This window comes from Mangrovibacter sp. MFB070 (assembly GCF_000705335.1).
Taxonomy (GTDB): domain Bacteria; phylum Pseudomonadota; class Gammaproteobacteria; order Enterobacterales; family Enterobacteriaceae; genus Mangrovibacter; species Mangrovibacter plantisponsor.
In genome coordinates this window covers 69,930-87,311 of sequence record NZ_JJMI01000018.1, presented here as the reverse complement: position 1 = coordinate 87,311, position 17,382 = coordinate 69,930, and the positions used below count along the sequence as shown (strand labels likewise).

Genomic DNA, 17,382 nt, shown 5'->3' with positions numbered 1-17,382 from the left:
GAAAAATGAATATCCAGGCAGGTTCAAACCTGCTCTCTGCAAGCAAGGAAGTTGCTTTCGTGGGGAAACTAGCACACAGGGTCTGGCACGCCTACCCTGAAGCTGTATCTTCCGTTCCTGATTTTGTTTCTATTTTTTTAAATGTGTCGCCTGATTATGAGCGTGCCTGAACAACATAAAAAATAAAACAGAATAAATACATTAAGATAATGGCACTTTTTACTAAAAATACGTCAGTGAGACTTTCCTGCGGGTGTTGAACAATCGAAACATTTTCCCATCATTTTCGCTTCCGGAACGGTTTGCCCCAATTGCCATAGCTGAGGTGTATCAACACCATTGAGCACCAGCGTGCTACCACAGTCTGTTATCTTTTCGGCTACAACAGGCAGCATTGGGGACATGACGTACTGGTGAAAAAATGCAGGAGCCAGCACCGTTACAGCAAACATTCCACTACACACAACAGAAAATGGAATGATACCAGCACCTGCATCGCTCAGCCCCAGATTCACATCAGCCATTAACGCACTCAATAGCGGGTTATGCTGAGCATCGGCCAGATTCGGGAAAGACTCATTCACCATTAAAGTCACAAACGGCGCTAACGCGAGCTGGCGCAGGTGTTCTGGCGAAGATGCCAGGTACGCAGCCTGTTCAAAGTCCATATGCAGCAGGTAACACAACCCTCTGTGGTTAAACACATGGGCGGCCCGGCTAATGAAACTCAGTTGATTCTCAAACCAGTTTATATTGGCATTCTCTTTTGGAGAAAAGACCGCAGACAAATAATGCCCCGGAGGTTCACCTGACATGATCCCCCATAATTTCCCGGTTTCACCAATAATGGCGGCAGAACCGCCAGGCACAGAAACCTGCCCCAGCAGGGCAAGTGCTGCATTGTATTGTTCCATAACTGACATCCTTGTTTAACATCACTTAAATGATCGAAAAAACCAATTAATACATCATTTTTGATCGATAAAATACGTGTTAATGCCTATCAATTCATGCAATTTGATCGATATAAACAGGTAAAAATCCTATTGTTTTTTTATAGTTAATCATGTAATGGTTAATTTTTACCCATAAGGCAAATTTTCATCATACTGTACTGAGCTGTCAACGGCTGACACTCTGGTTCAGGCCGTTCGTGTACACTTCCTCCCGGCAATTATGCTATTCAAAAATAGCATTTAAAAATAAAGAAAAATACTTTCACTTTTTATTCTAAAAACTAAAAAAATAAAAATTCTAATAATAAAGTACCAGAAAAATATACCGTTCTTTCTGACCTGTTCTCAAATACCAAAACAGATAAATAGCCGATTAATTAATATATATTAAAATCATAACCTTACTCTGCCAGCTCCTTTTCGCTGGATAAAGTTTTAACGCCTTTTACCGATAAATTTATCATCCCCGGCTCATTTTTCTCACATTGGATGATGAACATGATAAAGAACCTGAAAGTCATAACAGGTATCATCGCAGTACTGGTGATATTTTCGGTACTACAATTGGTTACCAGCGGTTTTTTCTACTCCGCCGTTAATAATGATCGCCGTAACTTTCAAAACTCTGATGTACTGAACTACCAACAGTCACAACTTACTGACAGCTTTCTTACTCTTATTAAAACCCGTGTCACCATTAACCGGGTCGCCATTCGTTTTCTGAAAAACCAAAAAGACCAGGCTGCTATCGACGGCATGAAGCGGTTGCTGGACAGCGCCGGGAAATCACTGGTCCAGGCAGAAGGTTATTTTGCCAAATACAAAGATGCGCAAGATATCAGTGGGCAGGACACAGCTCTTGCCAGCCAGTTGGAGCAAAAGTACCAGGCCATGCATGACGTGATGAAGATGTCCATTCAGTATCTGGGTGAAGGTAACTACCCGGCATATGGAAATCTGGATGCTCAGCAGGCGCAGGATGACCTGGAAGGGATGTACAACCAGTGGCGTAAACAGAACGCCAGCCTGCTACAAAATGCCGGGCAGGAAAACCTGAACAGCTATAACAGTATGAAATGGACGCTGGGCGTAATTCTGTTATTGGTTGTGGTCACTATTGTCATTTTGTGGCGTGGACTCCAGGTGATCCTGTTGCACCCATTACGTAAAGTGATGGAGCATATCCGTGCCATCGCGGATGGTGACCTGACACGTAATATTGACGCAACAGGCAATAATGAAATGGGGCAACTCTCTGCCGGGGTTAAGGCCATGCAGGGGTCGCTGGTTCGCACTGTCAGTGCAGTGCGTGAAACGTCAAATTCCATTTTCACTGGTGCCAGTGAAATCTCTTCCGGTAGCCACGATTTGTCTTCCCGTACTGAAGAACAAGCCGCCTCTCTGGTGGAAACTGCGGCCAGTATGGAAGAACTTACAGCAACCGTTAAACAGAATACCGACAACGCGCGCCAGGCTGCGCAATTAGCGAAAACAGCTTCGGAGACAGCACTCAAAGGTGGCGAGGTGGTGAATACTGTGGTGCACACGATGAGCGCCATTGCCGACAGTTCGCAACAGATAGCCCATATTACCAGCGTTATTGACAGTATTGCTTTCCAGACCAATATTCTGGCGCTCAATGCTGCCGTTGAAGCGGCCAGAGCAGGAGAACAGGGCCGCGGGTTTGCTGTCGTCGCCGGAGAAGTGCGCACCCTGGCGCAGCGCAGTGCGCAGGCAGCAAAAGAGATTAAGGAGCTTATCGACAACGCAGTCTCTCGTGTGAATACAGGTTCCGGCCAGGTGCAGACTGCAGGCTCCACCATGCAGGATATTGTACAGGCAGTTACCCGGGTAACGGATATTATGGGTGAGATAGCTTCTGCATCAGACGAGCAAAGCCGTGGCATTGAGCAGGTTGGCCTGGCTGTCTCACAAATGGATGGTGTCACCCAGCAAAACGCCTCCCTGGTTGAAGAATCTGCTACCGCCGCCGCGGCACTGGAAGCGCTGGCGGGCAAACTCCACCAGGTGGTTGATGTGTTCCGGATTAACGGTATGCAGACGCCAACGACCTCTTCCCGCAGCGCCCCCCCCACTGCACGGGCAGCCACACATGCCCTGCCGCCTGCGGGCAGCGACAATAACTGGGAAACGTTCTGATTCCCGAACCCACCTCAGGGATGAGGCTGTTCCCCCACCCAACGCAGCGAATCTGCCTCGAGCTTACATGAGTAAGTGACCGGTGTGAGCGAGGCAGCCAACACACCTGTTAGTGCAAAAGACACCCCGCCAGGCGCTAAATTATTCGTGCTACAGGAAGGCGGCAACGTAGCGAATCGCCGGGAGCTTACATGAGTAAGTGACCGGTGTGAGCGAGGCAGCCAACACACCTGTAGTGCGAAGAATGACGCGCCTGAACACATTTGTTTACCCTTAGCCTTAGCCTGAAACCCGAACTTTGCACTCTGCTGACTGTGGATGGGGGGCAGAATGCCGTATTATGTGGAGGCGATAATGTAGCGTGAGCCTGGTGTTATGTCTTTTCATCCTAAATGTTTGGTCGCTTTGGTGCTTGCGGTTTCGGCTGGTGCGCAGGCCGATATTACCGAGGCGAGAATTACTGCTGATTGCGCTAAAGTTAGCCACTATGCGGCTGAGGGTAAGGCGGCGTGGGCGGCAAATAAGTTTGCTGCTGCGCGGGCTGCATTTGAAGAGCAGGTTAGCTGGAGCGAACAGTGTGACCTGCCTGATGACCAGATTGCTGCTGCTTATAATGCTGTGGCAAACACCTATATACAGCAGGCAGATTATCACCGGGCGTGGGCGTGGCTGATGCTTGCACCTGGCTACCCTGAATCTGTGCAAAACCTGGCTTTAATTAAAGACAAACTGTCTGCTGAACCTTTTTCTCGCTCGCCGGATGGGGTGTGGTGGAAATATGCCGGAAGGGGAATTTGGCAAAGTATTAAGGTAACCGGTGCCGGGAATGACAAAATCAACGTGGATTTTGAAGGCTATGCTTTTGGGCTGATGGGGTTGTATAACGGGCCCAATATGGGGCATTTCGTACGTACCGTTGCCTTTTCGGGCAACCACGCGACGGTGAAATTACGCGATGATGACGATGACGTCTCCGGCAATGACACCGACAGTGATGACAGCATCAACTGCAATATTCATCTGCAGTTCACACCAGACCAGTTAACGGTCACCACTGTCCGGCCGCAACAATGTGGTTTTGGTCATAATGTTACGGCCAACGGTACATGGATTCGGGTGCAATAACGGGCGAATTACGCCAGGTGTTTAGCCAAAAACTCCCCCGCTTTATCAACACCCTGTTGCGTTATTGTGTGGCCTGCTGTGGCATCCCATACCACCTGAACCGGAATCCCCAACGCCTGAAGTTTTTCCTGCGCCTGCTGGCTCTCCTGCCAGGGGATCACCGGGTCACGCTGACCATGTACCAGTAAAGCAGGTACTGATGGCACAGCGCTCTCCTGCTGTGTTGCCAGCCTGCCAGAAAACGCCACGACAGCAGCCAGCGGCCAGCGGCCCGATACCAGTGCGTCCAGCGCCATAATCGAACCCTGAGAAAAACCAACCAATGCCAGTTTATCCTGTGAAGGGTTCACTCCCTGTTGCTGGCAAATAGCCTGAATAGTGCGGTCGAACTCCGGGCGAGCCTCAACAATTCGTTGTGGGCGATTCGCTTCTGTAATACCGTTAAGACTGAACCACTGCCAGCCTCCACCCTGCCCAAAAGCCTGCGGGGCATTTGGTGCGCTGAAGTGGGTGTCGGGTAAGCGTTCTTGCCATAATTGCCCAAGCACAGCTAAATCCGCACCACTGCTGCCCACTCCGTGCAGAAAAATAACCAGTTTCTTCGTCATGTCCGGCTCCTTACAACCCGTAAGCGCTCATATCTGGCCCTGCCGGAACAATCCCCGGTGGATTCAGCGCCTTAATTGAATAATAACCATGTTTGATATGGGCAATGTTCACCGTATCGCGCACCCCCGGTATATCAAGCACCCGCTGCATATACGGGTTGAGGAATGCATATTCACGCACCGGTTTCAGATTGCATTTAAACAACCCGTAGTAAGCCACATCAAAACGAATTAGCGTAACAAACAGGCGAATATCTGCCTCTGTCAGTTGTGTACCACACAAGAATGGCCGCCCATCGCTCAGGCGTGATTCCAGCTGTTCCAGCATAGTGAAAACATCATTGAATGCGTCTTCATAGCTTTCTTGCGTCGTCGCAAAACCGGCACGGTAAACACCATTGTTCAGCCGTGGGTAGATAACCGCATTCAGCTTGTCTATCTCTTCACGCAATGGCTGTGGATATAAATCCCATTCATTGCGGGCCAGGTCACCAAAGCCGCTGTCCAGCATGCGCAGAATATCGGCGGACTCATTATTCACGATGGTGCCGGTAAGCTTATCCCACAAAACGGGGACAGTTGCCCGCCCGGTAAAATGCGGGTCAGCCCGGGTATAGAGCTCATGTAACCACTCAGCCCCATTCAGTTCATCAAGGTTCGCACCAGGAAAGTGCCCAAAGTGCCAGCCCTGGTCAAATAATTGCGGTTCCACCACACTGACTGAAATAACAGACTCCAGCCCTTTCAGTTTACGCGCCATCAGCACCCGGGATGCCCAGGGGCAAATATACGCAACATATAAGTGGTAGCGCCCGGCTTCAGCCTTAAATCCCCCGTCTCCGGTTACGCCTGGCGCACCGTCTGGCGTAACCCAGTGGCGGAAGCTGGAGGTTTGCCGGACAAAGCCGCCTTTCTCATCGGTTGCCTGAACCGGATGCCACTCGGTGGTCCATTTGCCATCTACCAGCATGCTTACCTCCTGATTACAGTAAAAACGTTTATTTACGGCCAAATGGTGTCGGTTTCAGTGCCATTGCGCCATCACCAGTCAGAGCCAGCACAACCAGGCCAACAATCCAGAACCCGGGGAATTCCCAGCCACCGTTAGGGTTAGTAAAGAAGAACCCGGCCGGGCCATGCACAGTAAAAATCGCGCCAAGCAATACCGGAATCAGTGCAACAGCTGCAATACGGGGCCAGATACCCAGAATCAATGCAATAGCGCCCACCAGCTCCCAGGCCATAGTGATATAAGCCAGGCCACCTGGCAGCCCCAGCGAAATAAAGAACTTCGCAGTACCGGCCGGCGTGAATACAAAAGCTTTTAAGCCAAAGTGAGCCAAAAACAGAATACCCAGCGCGATGCGCATTACTAAAGCAGCCCAGGGGGCAGTACGGTTATCAATCATGGTCTTTTCCTCATCATCAGGACAGGTTTTGTCGATAAGGCAAGACTACGTTATTTCTGATTAAATGATTATCCGGCCAAAGTGAGATTATTTATTTCCATTTCAGCACTAATCAAACCATGCCTGGTCTGCGAAGGCTCCAACCAGAAAATCAATAAACGTCCGGGATTTATGGGCAAGATGCCGCGAGGGCGGATAAATGGCATACAGACCGAGTGGCGGTGCATCCCACTGCGTGAGCAACTTCACAACCTCACCACGGTGGATGGCATCACCGGCAACAAAAGTGGGTAACCTGGCAATACCCAGCCCCGCCACCACTGCACTCAGGCAGGCTTCTGCGTTTGAAAAACGTAACCGCCCTTTTACTGGAAAGGGAATCAGCCGGCCATCTTCATGAAAATGCCAGTGATTTGGGTCGCGAAAGTTTGTGTCCACTATGCAGTCAAATTCAGAGAGTGACTTCCAGTGTTCTGGTGTGCCGGCGCCAGCAAGATAAGCAGGTGATGCGACTGTCGTGACATGTATATCGCACAGTTTACGGGCAATCAGGCTACTGTCTTCCAGGTTGCCAATGCGTAATGCCAGGTCAAACCCCTCTTCAACAATATTCACCCGCCGGTCTGAAAAGCTGACATCCAGTTCAATGTTGGGGTATTCGCGGGCAAAATTTACCATTACGGGTGTCAGTTGGCGCGTGCCAAAAGTAACGGGTGCAGAAATCCGCAACTTACCGAAGGGTCACGGGCCGTGTGGCGCACATCGGCGTCCAGTGCATCGAAGGCATCAATCAGCACCTTTACCCGCTCATAATAAGCCAGGCCTACATCCGTGGGTGCCAGAGAACGGGTGGAACGTTTAAATAACTGGATCCCCAGTTCTTTCTCCAGCCGCGAAATCAACCGGGATGCCTGGCCATGGCTGGTATTCAGGCGTTGCGCTGCCCGGGCAAAACTACCAAGCTCCAGCACCATTACAAACATACGGTCACAATCCAGACGATCCATCTCATTCTCTCATTGCAGTTTTATTACTTACCGGCTCTGAAACCGTAGCAGGATACTTAAATTATGTTACCTGGTTGGTTCGAATGGTTGATATCTTAGTAAGACGTATTTCGAGTAAATTATCTTCTGCTTGAGATTTGTCTCAAGACACAGAATTAAAACTGCGCACCTGAGATAGCTGACTTATGTCGGAAGAAACATTAAAGCAACAAATACAAAATCTCAAAAAACATAATGCCAGATTAAAGCGTATTGCCCACGATGCCAGAGATAAATTAAGTGCGGCACTGGATGGCACAGGGTTATGTTTATGGCAACTGGATATCCCCTCCGGGAAGCTGGTTATTTTTAACCGCCGTTGGGGGGCCATGCTGGGGTTCCAGCCAAAAGAGCTAAATGCACATTTCGATGTCTGGCGCGATCATCTGCACCCTGATGACCGCGATTTTGTGCTGGCTGCCTTTTATAACCATATTGAAGGCAAAACACCGTTTTATGAAGCATTACACCGCATGGAAGCCAAAAATGGGTCTGTCACCTGGGTGCTGGACAGAGGCCGGGTCACACAGTGGGATGACGAAGGGCGGCCACTGAAAGTGACGGGCACACATATTGATATGACGAAAGAAAAGCAATACGAGCAACAACTGGCCCGCCTTGCAAACCATGACCCGCTCACCGGGCTGGCAAACCGCCATGCACTGACCAACCAGTATAAGAAGCTACAGAAGCAATCAGCGTTTTCCATCGCGTTTATCGACCTGGATAATTTCAAGACCGTTAATGACACGCTGGGGCACCGCAGTGGCGATAATCTGCTGGTGCAACTCGCCCAGCGCATTAACGCGGTTTGCCCGCAAGGTTGTGTTGCCGGACGCCTGGGTGGAGATGAGTTTTTGTTGATTATCCCCTGGGGCGTAAGCCATCCTGAAACCATGCATCTTGCCAGGCAGATTCTGGATGTCGCTATGGTGCCATTTGAACTGGATAACGGCGAAGCCGTCATAGGCGCATCAGTTGGTTTGGTTGATGTTGGCAGCCGTGAATCATTTGCCGATGCGGTTTTGCGCGCCGACGAAGCCATGTACTCTATTAAGCACAATGGTAAATCAGGTATTGCTGTTGGCAGCCCTCCGCCGTCACCGGCACCCAACCGCCGCCGGTAAGTTTGCAAAAATTTCATCGCCACCCGGGCCAAACCCGGCGGCAATCAGAATTTTTTGAGCCAGAGGCGAGCCCAGGAATACAGCCAAACGTTCCGCCTGCATATCCAGCAGCGCCAGCGTATATTGCGCCTGCACCCCCATATCTTCAGGAATATCCAACACTGTCAGCCCAGTAATGCGACGCAGTCTGGCGGCATAGCTGGCATAACCGATAAACATATCAACCCGCCCCTGGTTGATCAGCCAGCCTGCCGCGGTTTCCCCCGGGGGAACAGGCAGCGTTTCACTGCCGCCAACCAAACATTGCGCACGTTGTTGGATAGCCATTCCCTGCCCGGGGTAACGCCATTCTATCTGGCGGAACAACTGCCAGGTATAGTCACCGGAAGGATCGCTTACCGGAGTGGATGTCCCCAGGCGTAATTCAGGCCGGGAGAGCACGGATAACCAGGTGTCGCCGGGTACCAGGCAGTCTGTTTTCACTGTCAGGCATAAACGGTTGGTGGCAAAGGGCATCACCTGATGCGCTCTGCCAGCCATAAACAGTGAGAGCGGGTGATCAAGGTTTGCTGATGCAAATAAGTCACAGGCTTCACCTTGTTCAATGCGCGCACGCAGAAGGCCTGCCGGGCCAAACCCGGTATCCACGTGCTCACCACTAAGCTCATAAAAAGCAGCCATTAACGGCTGCCAGACAGCCCGTAAACTCCCGGCGACAAGTGCTTTCATGTTAGTGTTCACCCTGGTAATTAGTGCCATAGAACCGCTGATACCAACGATTAACCTCTTTGCTGATATCAATATCGCTAAAGCGTTGTGGATAGAGCTTTTTCGCCATCCATAACTCACCCAGGCCCACCGCTTCAGGCATTGGGTAACCCCAGGCTTTGGCATACTCCGGCATTAAGTAGACCCGGTGGTGTTTCACTGCATCAATCACCTGCCACTGGGGTGAGTGAGTGATGTCAGACACTACCTGTGGGTAACGCGCCTGGACAAAGATAACCTGAGGATCCCAGTTAATAACCTGCTCCATGGAAACCTGTTTATAGCCTTTTACCGTACTGGCAGCGACATTCACTGCGCCAGCGCGGGACATCATCAGCCCGGTGTATTTCCCGGATCCATAAGTGGTTAAATCCGGGTTTGCCATATAGGCCCGTACTTTTTCACTCGCCGGGATATCTTTCAGCCGGGAAGCCACTTCTTTGCGGTATGCAAATGCCGCCTCATTCAGTGCACGGGCATCCGCCTGATGATTAACAATTTCGCCAATCAGAGTAATGCCTTCACGCAGCCCCTGGTCATACGCCTGTTCATCATTAGCAAGTGTTGGGTTTAACCTGGTGGCATCGCCTGGGGTTGCATCGTGGCGCAGCGAAATAGCCACCACCGGAATCCCAAGTTGCGTAATACTGTCTATCATTGCCGCAGGTGCATAATTCGTCACAAACACCACTTGCGGGTGCAGGGCCACCAGCTTTTCGGTATCCACATGCGTAAGATCACCCAGCCCCGGGGTGTTAGCCAAAAAGGGTGCCAGGCGCAAATAATTATCACCCAATTGCTGTTTCCAGTTTGCCAACACACCAACAATTTTGTTCCCGGCATGCATTTGTACCAGCAAATTCAGTGTTTGGTGTTGCAGCACCACAACCCGGTCCACCTGGTCAGGAATTGTCACCTGCCTGCCTAACTGATCCGTTACTGTGCGCGAAGCCTGTGCGGTAAATGCGAGGCAGCAAAAAAATAAGGCTGCCAGCCAGCCTGTAATAGTGGCGTGTTTCATTATGTCCCCTTAATCGTTATATAAAAAATTATATAACGAATGGATTACCGATGAACAGACAAACTGTACGGCTTTTAACACTCCAGGCCAGAAGTAGCCTGTTTGAACAAGGCGGTTAATGTCTGTACCACTTGATCCGGCGGTGTGAGATCCTTTTTCACGATCAAATGCAAAGGTGTGGCGCGTTTTACACCATGAGGTAACGGCAGTATTTTCAGGATCCCGGCAGCAAGGTGCCCGGCAATACGCTCTTGTGGCAACCAGCCATAACCTACCTGGTACAACACGGCTTCAATGGCGGCTTCAAAGGTGGAGAATGTCCAAAATTCAGTTGCTGAAATCTGGTGTGTATCCTGAGCGCCGTCGAGTTCTGCGATGCGTACCTGAGGGTAACGTGACAACGCGTCCTCCCCGGGGAAAGGGGTGATTTGGTGTAATGGGTGGTCGCGGTGGGCAACCGCAACAAAATCAATATTCATCAGCCACTCACCACGGCCAGTTATATCCTGGCGGCGGGAAAGGATCATGACGTCAGCATCCGTGTTGATATCCACATGGTTTTCCAGCACTTCGGTGAGGTTAACCTGGGTATAAGGGTGGCGTTGCTGGAACTGGCGTAATACTGAAAACAGCAGTGCCCGGGGGAAAATGCTGTCCACCACCAGGTCTAACCGGCTCCTGATACCGCCACGCATTGACTGAGCGCGCGCCTCCACATAATCAAAAGCACTCAGCAACGGCCTCACCTGAGTCAGCAATACCTGCCCGGCAGGCGTCAGCTCTGCCCGTCGCCCCACTTGGCGCAATAATTCCACCCCAAGGCGGCTTTGCAGCAACCCCAAATTATAACTGACCGAAGACTGACTACGGCTGGTTGCTTCAGCGGCTTTCGCAAAGCTGCCCAGCCGCACAACCTGGTCCAACAGGGCCCACTGTTCAAGTGTTGTTTTATGCACAATCAATCCAATTTTTAAATCAATTTAATGCAAAATTAGCGTTATTCATTCAAAAAATGAAGAGGTAAGCTGTATTCATTCCACAGAGGAGAGACAAAATGAGCACCTTTGATAAACACGATTTGCAAGGCCTGGTAGGGAAACACCTGGTTTATACCTACGATAACGGCTGGAATTACGAAATTTACGTTAAAAATGATCGCACCATGGATTACCGCATTCACAGTGGGATCGTCGGTAACCGCTGGGTGAAAGATCAACGTGTCTTTATTGCCCGCGTAGGGGAAAGCATTTATAAGATCTCCTGGACTGAACCCACCGGCACCGATGTCAGCCTGATCGTTAACCTGGCGGATCGTCTGTTCCATGGCACCATCTTCTTCCCGCGCTGGATAATCAATAACCCGGAAAAAACTATTTGTTTCCAGAATGATCATATCCCGGAAATGGAAGCTTACCGCGCGGCGGGCCCGGCTTACCCAACTGAAGTCATTGATGAATTCGCGACAATCACCTTTATCCGTGACTGTGGCGAAAACAATGAAAGCGTCATCGCCTGTGCAGCCAGCGAACTGCCGAAAGATTTCCCCAATAACCTGAAATAAGGTTAATGGCGCAGTTCATTGATTAACAAGGTATGCCACATACCTGCATAGCGAAAAAGAGGGAACAAAGTTTCCTTCTTTTTGCGTATGCATATAAAAACCGGTAGCCATGCCATCCACAACTGGCGTATTACCGGTTTCTTTGCTGAAAGAATGCCTTACAAGAAAAGGAAAGCAGCCATGCGTTTAGTAAAAAAACTGGTAATCACAGGCGGTTTTTGTATGACATTGTTATCTCAGGCAGTTCTCAGTGCCCAGCCTTCCCTGCCCGGTTATACCAGCGGTGCCGAAGTTATAAAAGTCGCACCGGAACGTGCCCAAATTGATGCACTTAACGGTGTGGTTTATTCGCAGATTAAACAAGTCCGGGCCGTTCGCCAGTTGCATATGTCATTATTAGTGCCACGCACCAGCGCCCTGAAACCCGCGATTATCTATTTTCCGGGCGGCGGTTTTATCTCTGCTGATTACGATAAATTTATTGAAATGCGCATGGCGCTGGCAGAAGCCGGTTTCGTCGTGGCTGCTGCGGAATACCGTGTAGTACCAGATACTTTCCCGGCCCCGGTTATTGATGGTAAAGCCGCAGTGCGTTATTTACGCGAACACGCCCAGGAATATGGTATCGACCCTGCACGTATTGGCGTGTTAGGTGATTCTGCCGGGGGCTGGATGGCACAAATGTTGGGTGTCACTGGTGGAGATAAGGTGTTTGATAAAGGGGAATACCTGAATCAGTCTTCCCAGGTTCAGGCGGCTGCAACCCTGTATGGTATTTCCGATTTACGCAATATTGGCGCAGGTTTTCCTGCCGATGTGCAAAAAGTACATCAGTCGCCAGCAGTCACGGAAGCGTTGTTGGTAAATGGCCCGGCGTTTCGCAATTTCGCTGGCGCTGCAATTAGTGCTGACCCGGCCAAAGCCCTGCAGGCAAGCCCCATGGGGTATTTAGCCGGGAAAAAACCACCATTTCTGATTATGCATGGTAGCGCCGATACCCTGGTATCTCCTCAGCAAAGTGAACAGCTCTACACCGCACTCAAAAAAGCCGGAGACCCGGTGCAATATGTCCTGGTGGATGGCGCTGAGCATGGCGATATTCACTGGTTCCAGCCAGTAATTATTCAGAAAGTTGTTACCTGGTTCAGCCAGACGCTGGGTAAACCCACTCCCCTGAAACCCCAGGGCAAAACACCGGGTAACGACCAGCTATAACCAGCAACCACGTGCCCACCCGCAGCCGAAGGGTGGGCATAAACAGGCGGTTAAGCTTTAACAGCCAGCACCACGCTGGAGGCTTTGACCAGAGCAATAACCCGGCTCCCGGCCACTAACCCCATCTCATCCGTGCCTTCATTAGTGATAACGGAAATCAGGGTAAAGCCAGCATCGGTCTTAACATGAACGGTGGTATTCACTGCACCTTTTTGCACGGACTCCACCACGCCAGCAAACTGATTACGAGCTGAAAAAATTAGCCCACTGTCTTCAGATGCCAGAATCACCCAGGGGGCTTTAACTAGCGCGACCGCACTTTTCCCCGTGGCCAACCCCATTGCAGTTTTACTGGCATGAGTGACAACCGCGACAAGTTTAGCGCCACTTTCAAGGGTCAGTTCAACTTCATCGTTTACCGCGCCATCGGCAACCAAAGAGACAACACCGGCTAACTGGTTACGTGCTGAAACAGCCATATCTCGCTCCTGTATGTGATAAACCGCACAAAAAATAATACCCGTACAGAATGACAGGAAATAATCACAACAGACAATAGATAAAACTGATAATCGCCATGATGAGAGAAAAATACAGCCAGCACCCAGGACAGCAAGCCCACAGGGCCGGAAAACATTTACAGTAAAACCCCATCTAAGCAGAAATTTTAGCGTTCTGTCCTGCCTTATGAGAAATCCGTCGCGCCCAAAGATAAATTGCTTTGCTACGCTTTACGGGCAGTCCCCTATAAATTTTTAAAAAAAGGAACTGACTATGCCACGTAAATTAGGCCAACATATTGTTCATGTTGATAAAGCTATTGACTTCATGGCATCTACCCAGGCTTTCCTGGAGTACCTGAATAAGCAGGGTAACCCGACACCACTGGCCCATGACATTCCGCCCGAGTATGAGGATTTTTTTGCCCAGCGCCTTGCGTGGTATCGCAAACTTTACCGCCCGGATCCGCTTAACGGTAATCAGACCGTATCAGAAAAAGAAAATGGCGCAGGTTAATACCGCGCCATTCAACAAGAATATGCCTCTGAATGCTCAGGGGACGGGAACACACAGGCAGGTTAATTAGCGCGCGGAGGTTGCCGCGCCGGCTTTTACTGTTTGTGGTTCATCATGAGGCATTAACAGGTTGAGTACCATCGCGGCAATACCACCACTGGTAACAGCATGCCCGAAAATATTGCCGATAATTTTCGGGAACTGGCCCAGTACTTCAGGTACAGCTTCAATACCCAGACCAATCCCAAACGAGATGGCAATGATCAGCATTTCCCTGCGGCCTAACGGGCTTTGCGTCATGATCCGGATCCCTGCCGCCACCACACTGCCAAACATTACCAGTGTCGCACCACCTAAAACTGGCGCCGGGATCTGTTGCAGCAACCCGCCAACGACCGGAAACAACCCTAACAGTAATAAAATCACACCGATATACATGCCCACATAACGGCTGGCGACACCAGTCATCTGAATAACCCCGTTATTCTGGGCAAAAGTTGTATTCGGGAATGACGAGAACATGGCGGCCACCATGCAACTGATACCATCGGCCATGATCCCCCCTTTCAGGCGTTTGCGGAATGATTCCCCTTCAATAGGCTGCTGCGAGATCATGCAATTTGCTGTCAGATCCCCCACGGCTTCCAGAATAGAAATAAATGAAACCAGAGCAATAGGAATAAAAATGGCCCAACTAAAGTGAAAACCAAAGCGGAATGGCTGAGGTAAAGCGAACCACTGTGCTGGCAATGGCTGAATGGCCAGGTGCCCGGTTACCGCCGCAGCGATACAGCCAACCGCAATTCCAATCACGATAGCTGACAGGCGCAAAGCCCTGCTACGGGAACGGTTTAACGCAATAATAACCAGTAACGTCAGTGCACCGAGGCCCAGATTAGCGGGTGAACCAAAATTCGCGACACCATGCCCGCCGCCCCAGTCAGTAATACTGACTTTAATCAGGCTGATACCAATCAGCGCAATAACTGTGCCGGTCACCAACGGTGTCAGAACCCGGCGCAATGAATCAAAAAAGCGGCTGACCAGCAGTGGAATAAATGCCGCGACGAAGTTAACACCAAAGATCATCGCCAGCACATCTTCGGGGCTGCCGCCCTGACTTTTAACTAAAAAGCCCCCGGAGAGAATCACCCCCAGGAAAGCAAAACTGGTGCCCTGCAGGCTAATCATACCGGCACCCACGCCCCACACACGCTTAGCCTGCAGAAAAGTGCCAATGCCTGATGCCAGCAACGACATACTGATGAGATACGGCAGGTAAGCATTCAGCCCCAGAACTGAACCAATAATCAGTGGTGGCGTGATTATCCCCACCACACTGGCCAGCACATGCTGAACCGCCGTCAGGAGTGCGGCCCAGGGGGAAATGCGCTCCTCAAGCCCATAGATCAATTCTTTTTGGTTAGTGTCTGACATGGTAAGCATCCTGATCCGTTGAGTACCAAACTAAAATGCATAAACCAGGCCAGGTATGGTCGAAGCAGGCTTTTTACCGCCAGGGTAAGCAGGCTGTGCGTTTCTCTATATTACTGACTGCACCGGGTGAAACCATAAAATCACACACGCACCACATTGTTACTTTTGTTTCACCAAAAGCATCATATAGCTTTCTTTTGCACAACATTGATGCAACAAACAGAAATGCGCCTTAGCGCACAGTGATAACCAGGAAGCGCTGGCTATAGTTAGCACCAGAAGGAGAGCACAGGAGGGCGGTATGAAACACTATCAACATATTCTGGTGCTGGTTAATGATGAACAGGATGGTCCCCTGCTGTTGCACCGGGCAAACCAAATGGTTCACCAGGATGCCCGGATAACCCTGGCACATATTCTGATTGATTACCGGGCCATGAATTATATTTCCGACAGTATGATGAACGATGCGGGTTCCAGCCAGGTAATTGAAATCAAAGCCCTGCTTAACCACCTGGCGGCCAGCAGCCCCTGGCCGGTCACCACTCGCGTGATAATCTCGTTAGATAAGGTCAGGGCTCTGGCAACATTTATCCGCAAACAGGAGGTTGACCTGGTGATTATTGGGCACCATAACCGGTTGTTTGGTGTACTGACCTCTCGCTCCATGGCCTTTATCAACCACCTGGATGTGGACTGTTTTATTTGCCACATTCCACCAGACTAAGCTGCGGCACGGTCCTGGTTATCCTGAGGGATAATCACCCGGCAAGGGACAGCAAGGCTGACATTGATTTCGTTAAGCCGCTCAATCAGGCGAATATTAATCTCCTGCTGAATATCCATGTATCTGTTGTAGTCAGCAGTATCAACAATATGCACCACTTCAAAAGTGAGGCGGTCCTGGTCAAACGACAGAAAATGCCCGCGGTCAAATTTCGTCCCGCCGACTTGTTCAATCACTTCTTTGAGCAGTGGGCCGATTTTGCGTAACTGCGCTGCGGTGGTGGAGTACGAAACACCAAAAGTAAAGACGATGCGCCGGGTATTCATGCGCTTGTAGTTGTGAATTATCTGCTGCAACAGTATCGCGTTGGCACAGACAATTTGTTCACCACTGAGGCTGCGTATCCGTGTGGTTTTCAAACCGATATGTTCAATACTGCCCGCTACATTGTTGAACACTATAAAATCGCCAATCTCAAAGGGCTTATCAAACCCAATCGCCAGCGACGCAAACACATCACTCAGGACAGTTTGTACCGCCAGAGCAATCGCAATACCACCAACCCCCAGGCTGGCAACCAGCGCAGTAATATCCACCCCCGCATTGGCGAGGATGGAGAGCAGCATGACAGACCAAACCAGCGCCCGTAATATCAGCCCCAAAATGACCAGTGTGACCGGGTTACGGGAGATACCAGGTGCAAACAGCAGCTTTTTCAGCCAGGACTGGATCCCCTGGTCAAACCAAATCGCAATCTGCAATGCCAGGACCAGAAACCAGGCATGGGAGATTGTACTGTGCAGTGTATCCGGCAAAGCAACGAACTGCAGGCTGAAGAGGAATGCAGCAAACAGGATCAGTAATTTTTTGGTTTGTTGTAACACTTCAAAAAAAATGAAGTGAAATTGCGTTTTGTGGGTGGTGTTTTGCGACCAGGCATCAACCCGGCGGTGAATAAACTTTATCAGGCGATTAACCAGAAAATAGGTCACCAGCGTTATCGCTATCACTAATGCCACATCGGCCCAAAATGGCAATGACATCAGTAACTGCAGGTAGTTCGTTCGTTGAAGTATCTCCATGCAGACTCCATAACTGAAATGTGAAGTTCGCGCATAAGTATAGTTGCCGGAGCCGGTACGCCGGGTTTCCTTGCCCTAAAAGCAGTTTTTTCCGAATGCTGCTTAAGCAAAAAAGGCCAGTCT

17 protein-coding genes and 1 pseudogene are annotated in these 17,382 nt (G+C 50.2%); 7 read left to right on the top strand and 11 right to left on the bottom strand.

All coding sequences use genetic code 11. The annotated features are described in order from the left end of the window. Nucleotides 1-233: 233 nt before the first annotated feature. A complete protein-coding gene (locus tag DT73_RS25095) occupies nucleotides 234-914 on the bottom strand; it encodes a hypothetical protein (protein WP_051691287.1) in 681 nt (226 codons plus the stop codon). A 540-nt stretch (nucleotides 915-1,454) separates the two neighbouring features. Here DT73_RS25095 and DT73_RS06465 point away from each other — a divergent pair. Beyond that, a complete protein-coding gene (locus tag DT73_RS06465) occupies nucleotides 1,455-3,116 on the top strand; it encodes a methyl-accepting chemotaxis protein (protein WP_036105791.1) in 1,662 nt (553 codons plus the stop codon). A 375-nt stretch (nucleotides 3,117-3,491) separates the two neighbouring features. Then, entirely contained in the window at nucleotides 3,492-4,241 is a 750-nt protein-coding gene (locus DT73_RS06460) for a hypothetical protein (RefSeq protein WP_036105788.1), read from the top strand. A gap of 8 nt (nucleotides 4,242-4,249) precedes the next feature. Here DT73_RS06460 and DT73_RS06455 read toward each other — a convergent pair whose 3' ends face one another. The 4 genes and pseudogenes from DT73_RS06455 to DT73_RS06440 all read right to left on the bottom strand — a co-directional run bounded on the left by DT73_RS06455 (nucleotide 4,250) and on the right by DT73_RS06440 (nucleotide 7,265). After that, a complete protein-coding gene (locus tag DT73_RS06455; RefSeq protein WP_036105785.1) occupies nucleotides 4,250-4,849 on the bottom strand; it encodes an alpha/beta hydrolase in 600 nt (199 codons plus the stop codon). 10 nt (nucleotides 4,850-4,859) lie between these two features. Continuing rightward, nucleotides 4,860-5,819 carry a glutathione S-transferase family protein gene (locus DT73_RS06450; RefSeq protein ID WP_036105782.1) on the bottom strand — a complete coding sequence of 320 codons (960 nt, stop codon included), beginning with the start codon at nucleotides 5,817-5,819 and terminating at the stop codon, nucleotides 4,860-4,862. A 28-nt stretch (nucleotides 5,820-5,847) separates the two neighbouring features. Beyond that, on the bottom strand, nucleotides 5,848-6,258 hold the full coding sequence (locus DT73_RS06445; RefSeq protein ID WP_036105779.1) for a DoxX family protein: 411 nt from the start codon (nucleotides 6,256-6,258) through the stop codon (nucleotides 5,848-5,850). A 108-nt stretch (nucleotides 6,259-6,366) separates the two neighbouring features. Then, nucleotides 6,367-7,265: pseudogene (locus DT73_RS06440) on the bottom strand (LysR family transcriptional regulator). Between the two features lie 185 nt (nucleotides 7,266-7,450). On the opposite strand from DT73_RS06440, the gene DT73_RS06435 reads away from it, so the two are divergent. Continuing rightward, a complete protein-coding gene (locus DT73_RS06435; RefSeq protein ID WP_051691286.1) occupies nucleotides 7,451-8,431 on the top strand; it encodes a sensor domain-containing diguanylate cyclase in 981 nt (326 codons plus the stop codon). Here the strand turns inward: DT73_RS06435 and DT73_RS06430 are convergent. The 3 genes from DT73_RS06430 to DT73_RS06420 form a co-directional block, all read right to left on the bottom strand. Further along, nucleotides 8,405-9,160 carry a substrate-binding domain-containing protein gene (locus DT73_RS06430; RefSeq protein WP_051691285.1) on the bottom strand — a complete coding sequence of 252 codons (756 nt, stop codon included), beginning with the start codon at nucleotides 9,158-9,160 and terminating at the stop codon, nucleotides 8,405-8,407. The genes DT73_RS06435 and DT73_RS06430 overlap by 27 nt on opposite strands. 1 nt (nucleotide 9,161) lies before the next feature. Continuing rightward, nucleotides 9,162-10,220 (bottom strand): ABC transporter substrate-binding protein, encoded by a 1,059-nt coding sequence (locus DT73_RS06425; RefSeq protein WP_036105775.1) that lies wholly within the window; start codon nucleotides 10,218-10,220, stop codon nucleotides 9,162-9,164. A 74-nt stretch (nucleotides 10,221-10,294) separates the two neighbouring features. Next, nucleotides 10,295-11,176, bottom strand: a complete 882-nt coding sequence (locus tag DT73_RS06420; RefSeq protein ID WP_036105771.1) for a LysR family transcriptional regulator — start codon at nucleotides 11,174-11,176, stop codon at nucleotides 10,295-10,297. 98 nt (nucleotides 11,177-11,274) lie between these two features. Here DT73_RS06420 and DT73_RS06415 point away from each other — a divergent pair, with 98 nt between their 5' ends. Continuing rightward, on the top strand, nucleotides 11,275-11,781 hold the full coding sequence (locus DT73_RS06415) for a phenolic acid decarboxylase (protein ID WP_036105768.1): 507 nt from the start codon (nucleotides 11,275-11,277) through the stop codon (nucleotides 11,779-11,781). Between the two features lie 222 nt (nucleotides 11,782-12,003). Next, the gene (locus tag DT73_RS06410) at nucleotides 12,004-12,996 is read left to right on the top strand and encodes an alpha/beta hydrolase (RefSeq protein ID WP_200874778.1); all 993 of its coding nucleotides are present in this window, start codon (nucleotides 12,004-12,006) and stop codon (nucleotides 12,994-12,996) included. Nucleotides 12,997-13,046: 50 nt separating this feature from the next. Here DT73_RS06410 and DT73_RS06405 read toward each other — a convergent pair whose 3' ends face one another. Next, nucleotides 13,047-13,475, bottom strand: coding sequence for a molybdopterin-binding protein (locus DT73_RS06405; RefSeq protein WP_036105765.1), 429 nt, complete (start codon nucleotides 13,473-13,475; stop codon nucleotides 13,047-13,049). Between the two features lie 295 nt (nucleotides 13,476-13,770). Here DT73_RS06405 and DT73_RS06400 point away from each other — a divergent pair, with 295 nt between their 5' ends. Then, on the top strand, nucleotides 13,771-14,013 hold the full coding sequence (locus tag DT73_RS06400; RefSeq protein WP_036105752.1) for a hypothetical protein: 243 nt from the start codon (nucleotides 13,771-13,773) through the stop codon (nucleotides 14,011-14,013). 66 nt (nucleotides 14,014-14,079) lie between these two features. Here the strand turns inward: DT73_RS06400 and DT73_RS06395 are convergent, their stop codons facing one another. Further along, entirely contained in the window at nucleotides 14,080-15,450 is a 1,371-nt protein-coding gene (locus tag DT73_RS06395) for a uracil-xanthine permease family protein (protein ID WP_036105748.1), read from the bottom strand. A gap of 301 nt (nucleotides 15,451-15,751) precedes the next feature. On the opposite strand from DT73_RS06395, the gene DT73_RS06385 reads away from it, so the two are divergent. Then, the gene (locus DT73_RS06385; protein ID WP_036105742.1) at nucleotides 15,752-16,177 is read left to right on the top strand and encodes a universal stress protein; all 426 of its coding nucleotides are present in this window, start codon (nucleotides 15,752-15,754) and stop codon (nucleotides 16,175-16,177) included. Here DT73_RS06385 and DT73_RS06380 read toward each other — a convergent pair. Then, the gene (locus tag DT73_RS06380) at nucleotides 16,174-17,259 is read right to left on the bottom strand and encodes a mechanosensitive ion channel family protein (RefSeq protein WP_036105739.1); all 1,086 of its coding nucleotides are present in this window, start codon (nucleotides 17,257-17,259) and stop codon (nucleotides 16,174-16,176) included. The two genes, DT73_RS06385 and DT73_RS06380, sit on opposite strands and share 4 nt — an antisense overlap. Nucleotides 17,260-17,382 lie beyond the last annotated feature (123 nt).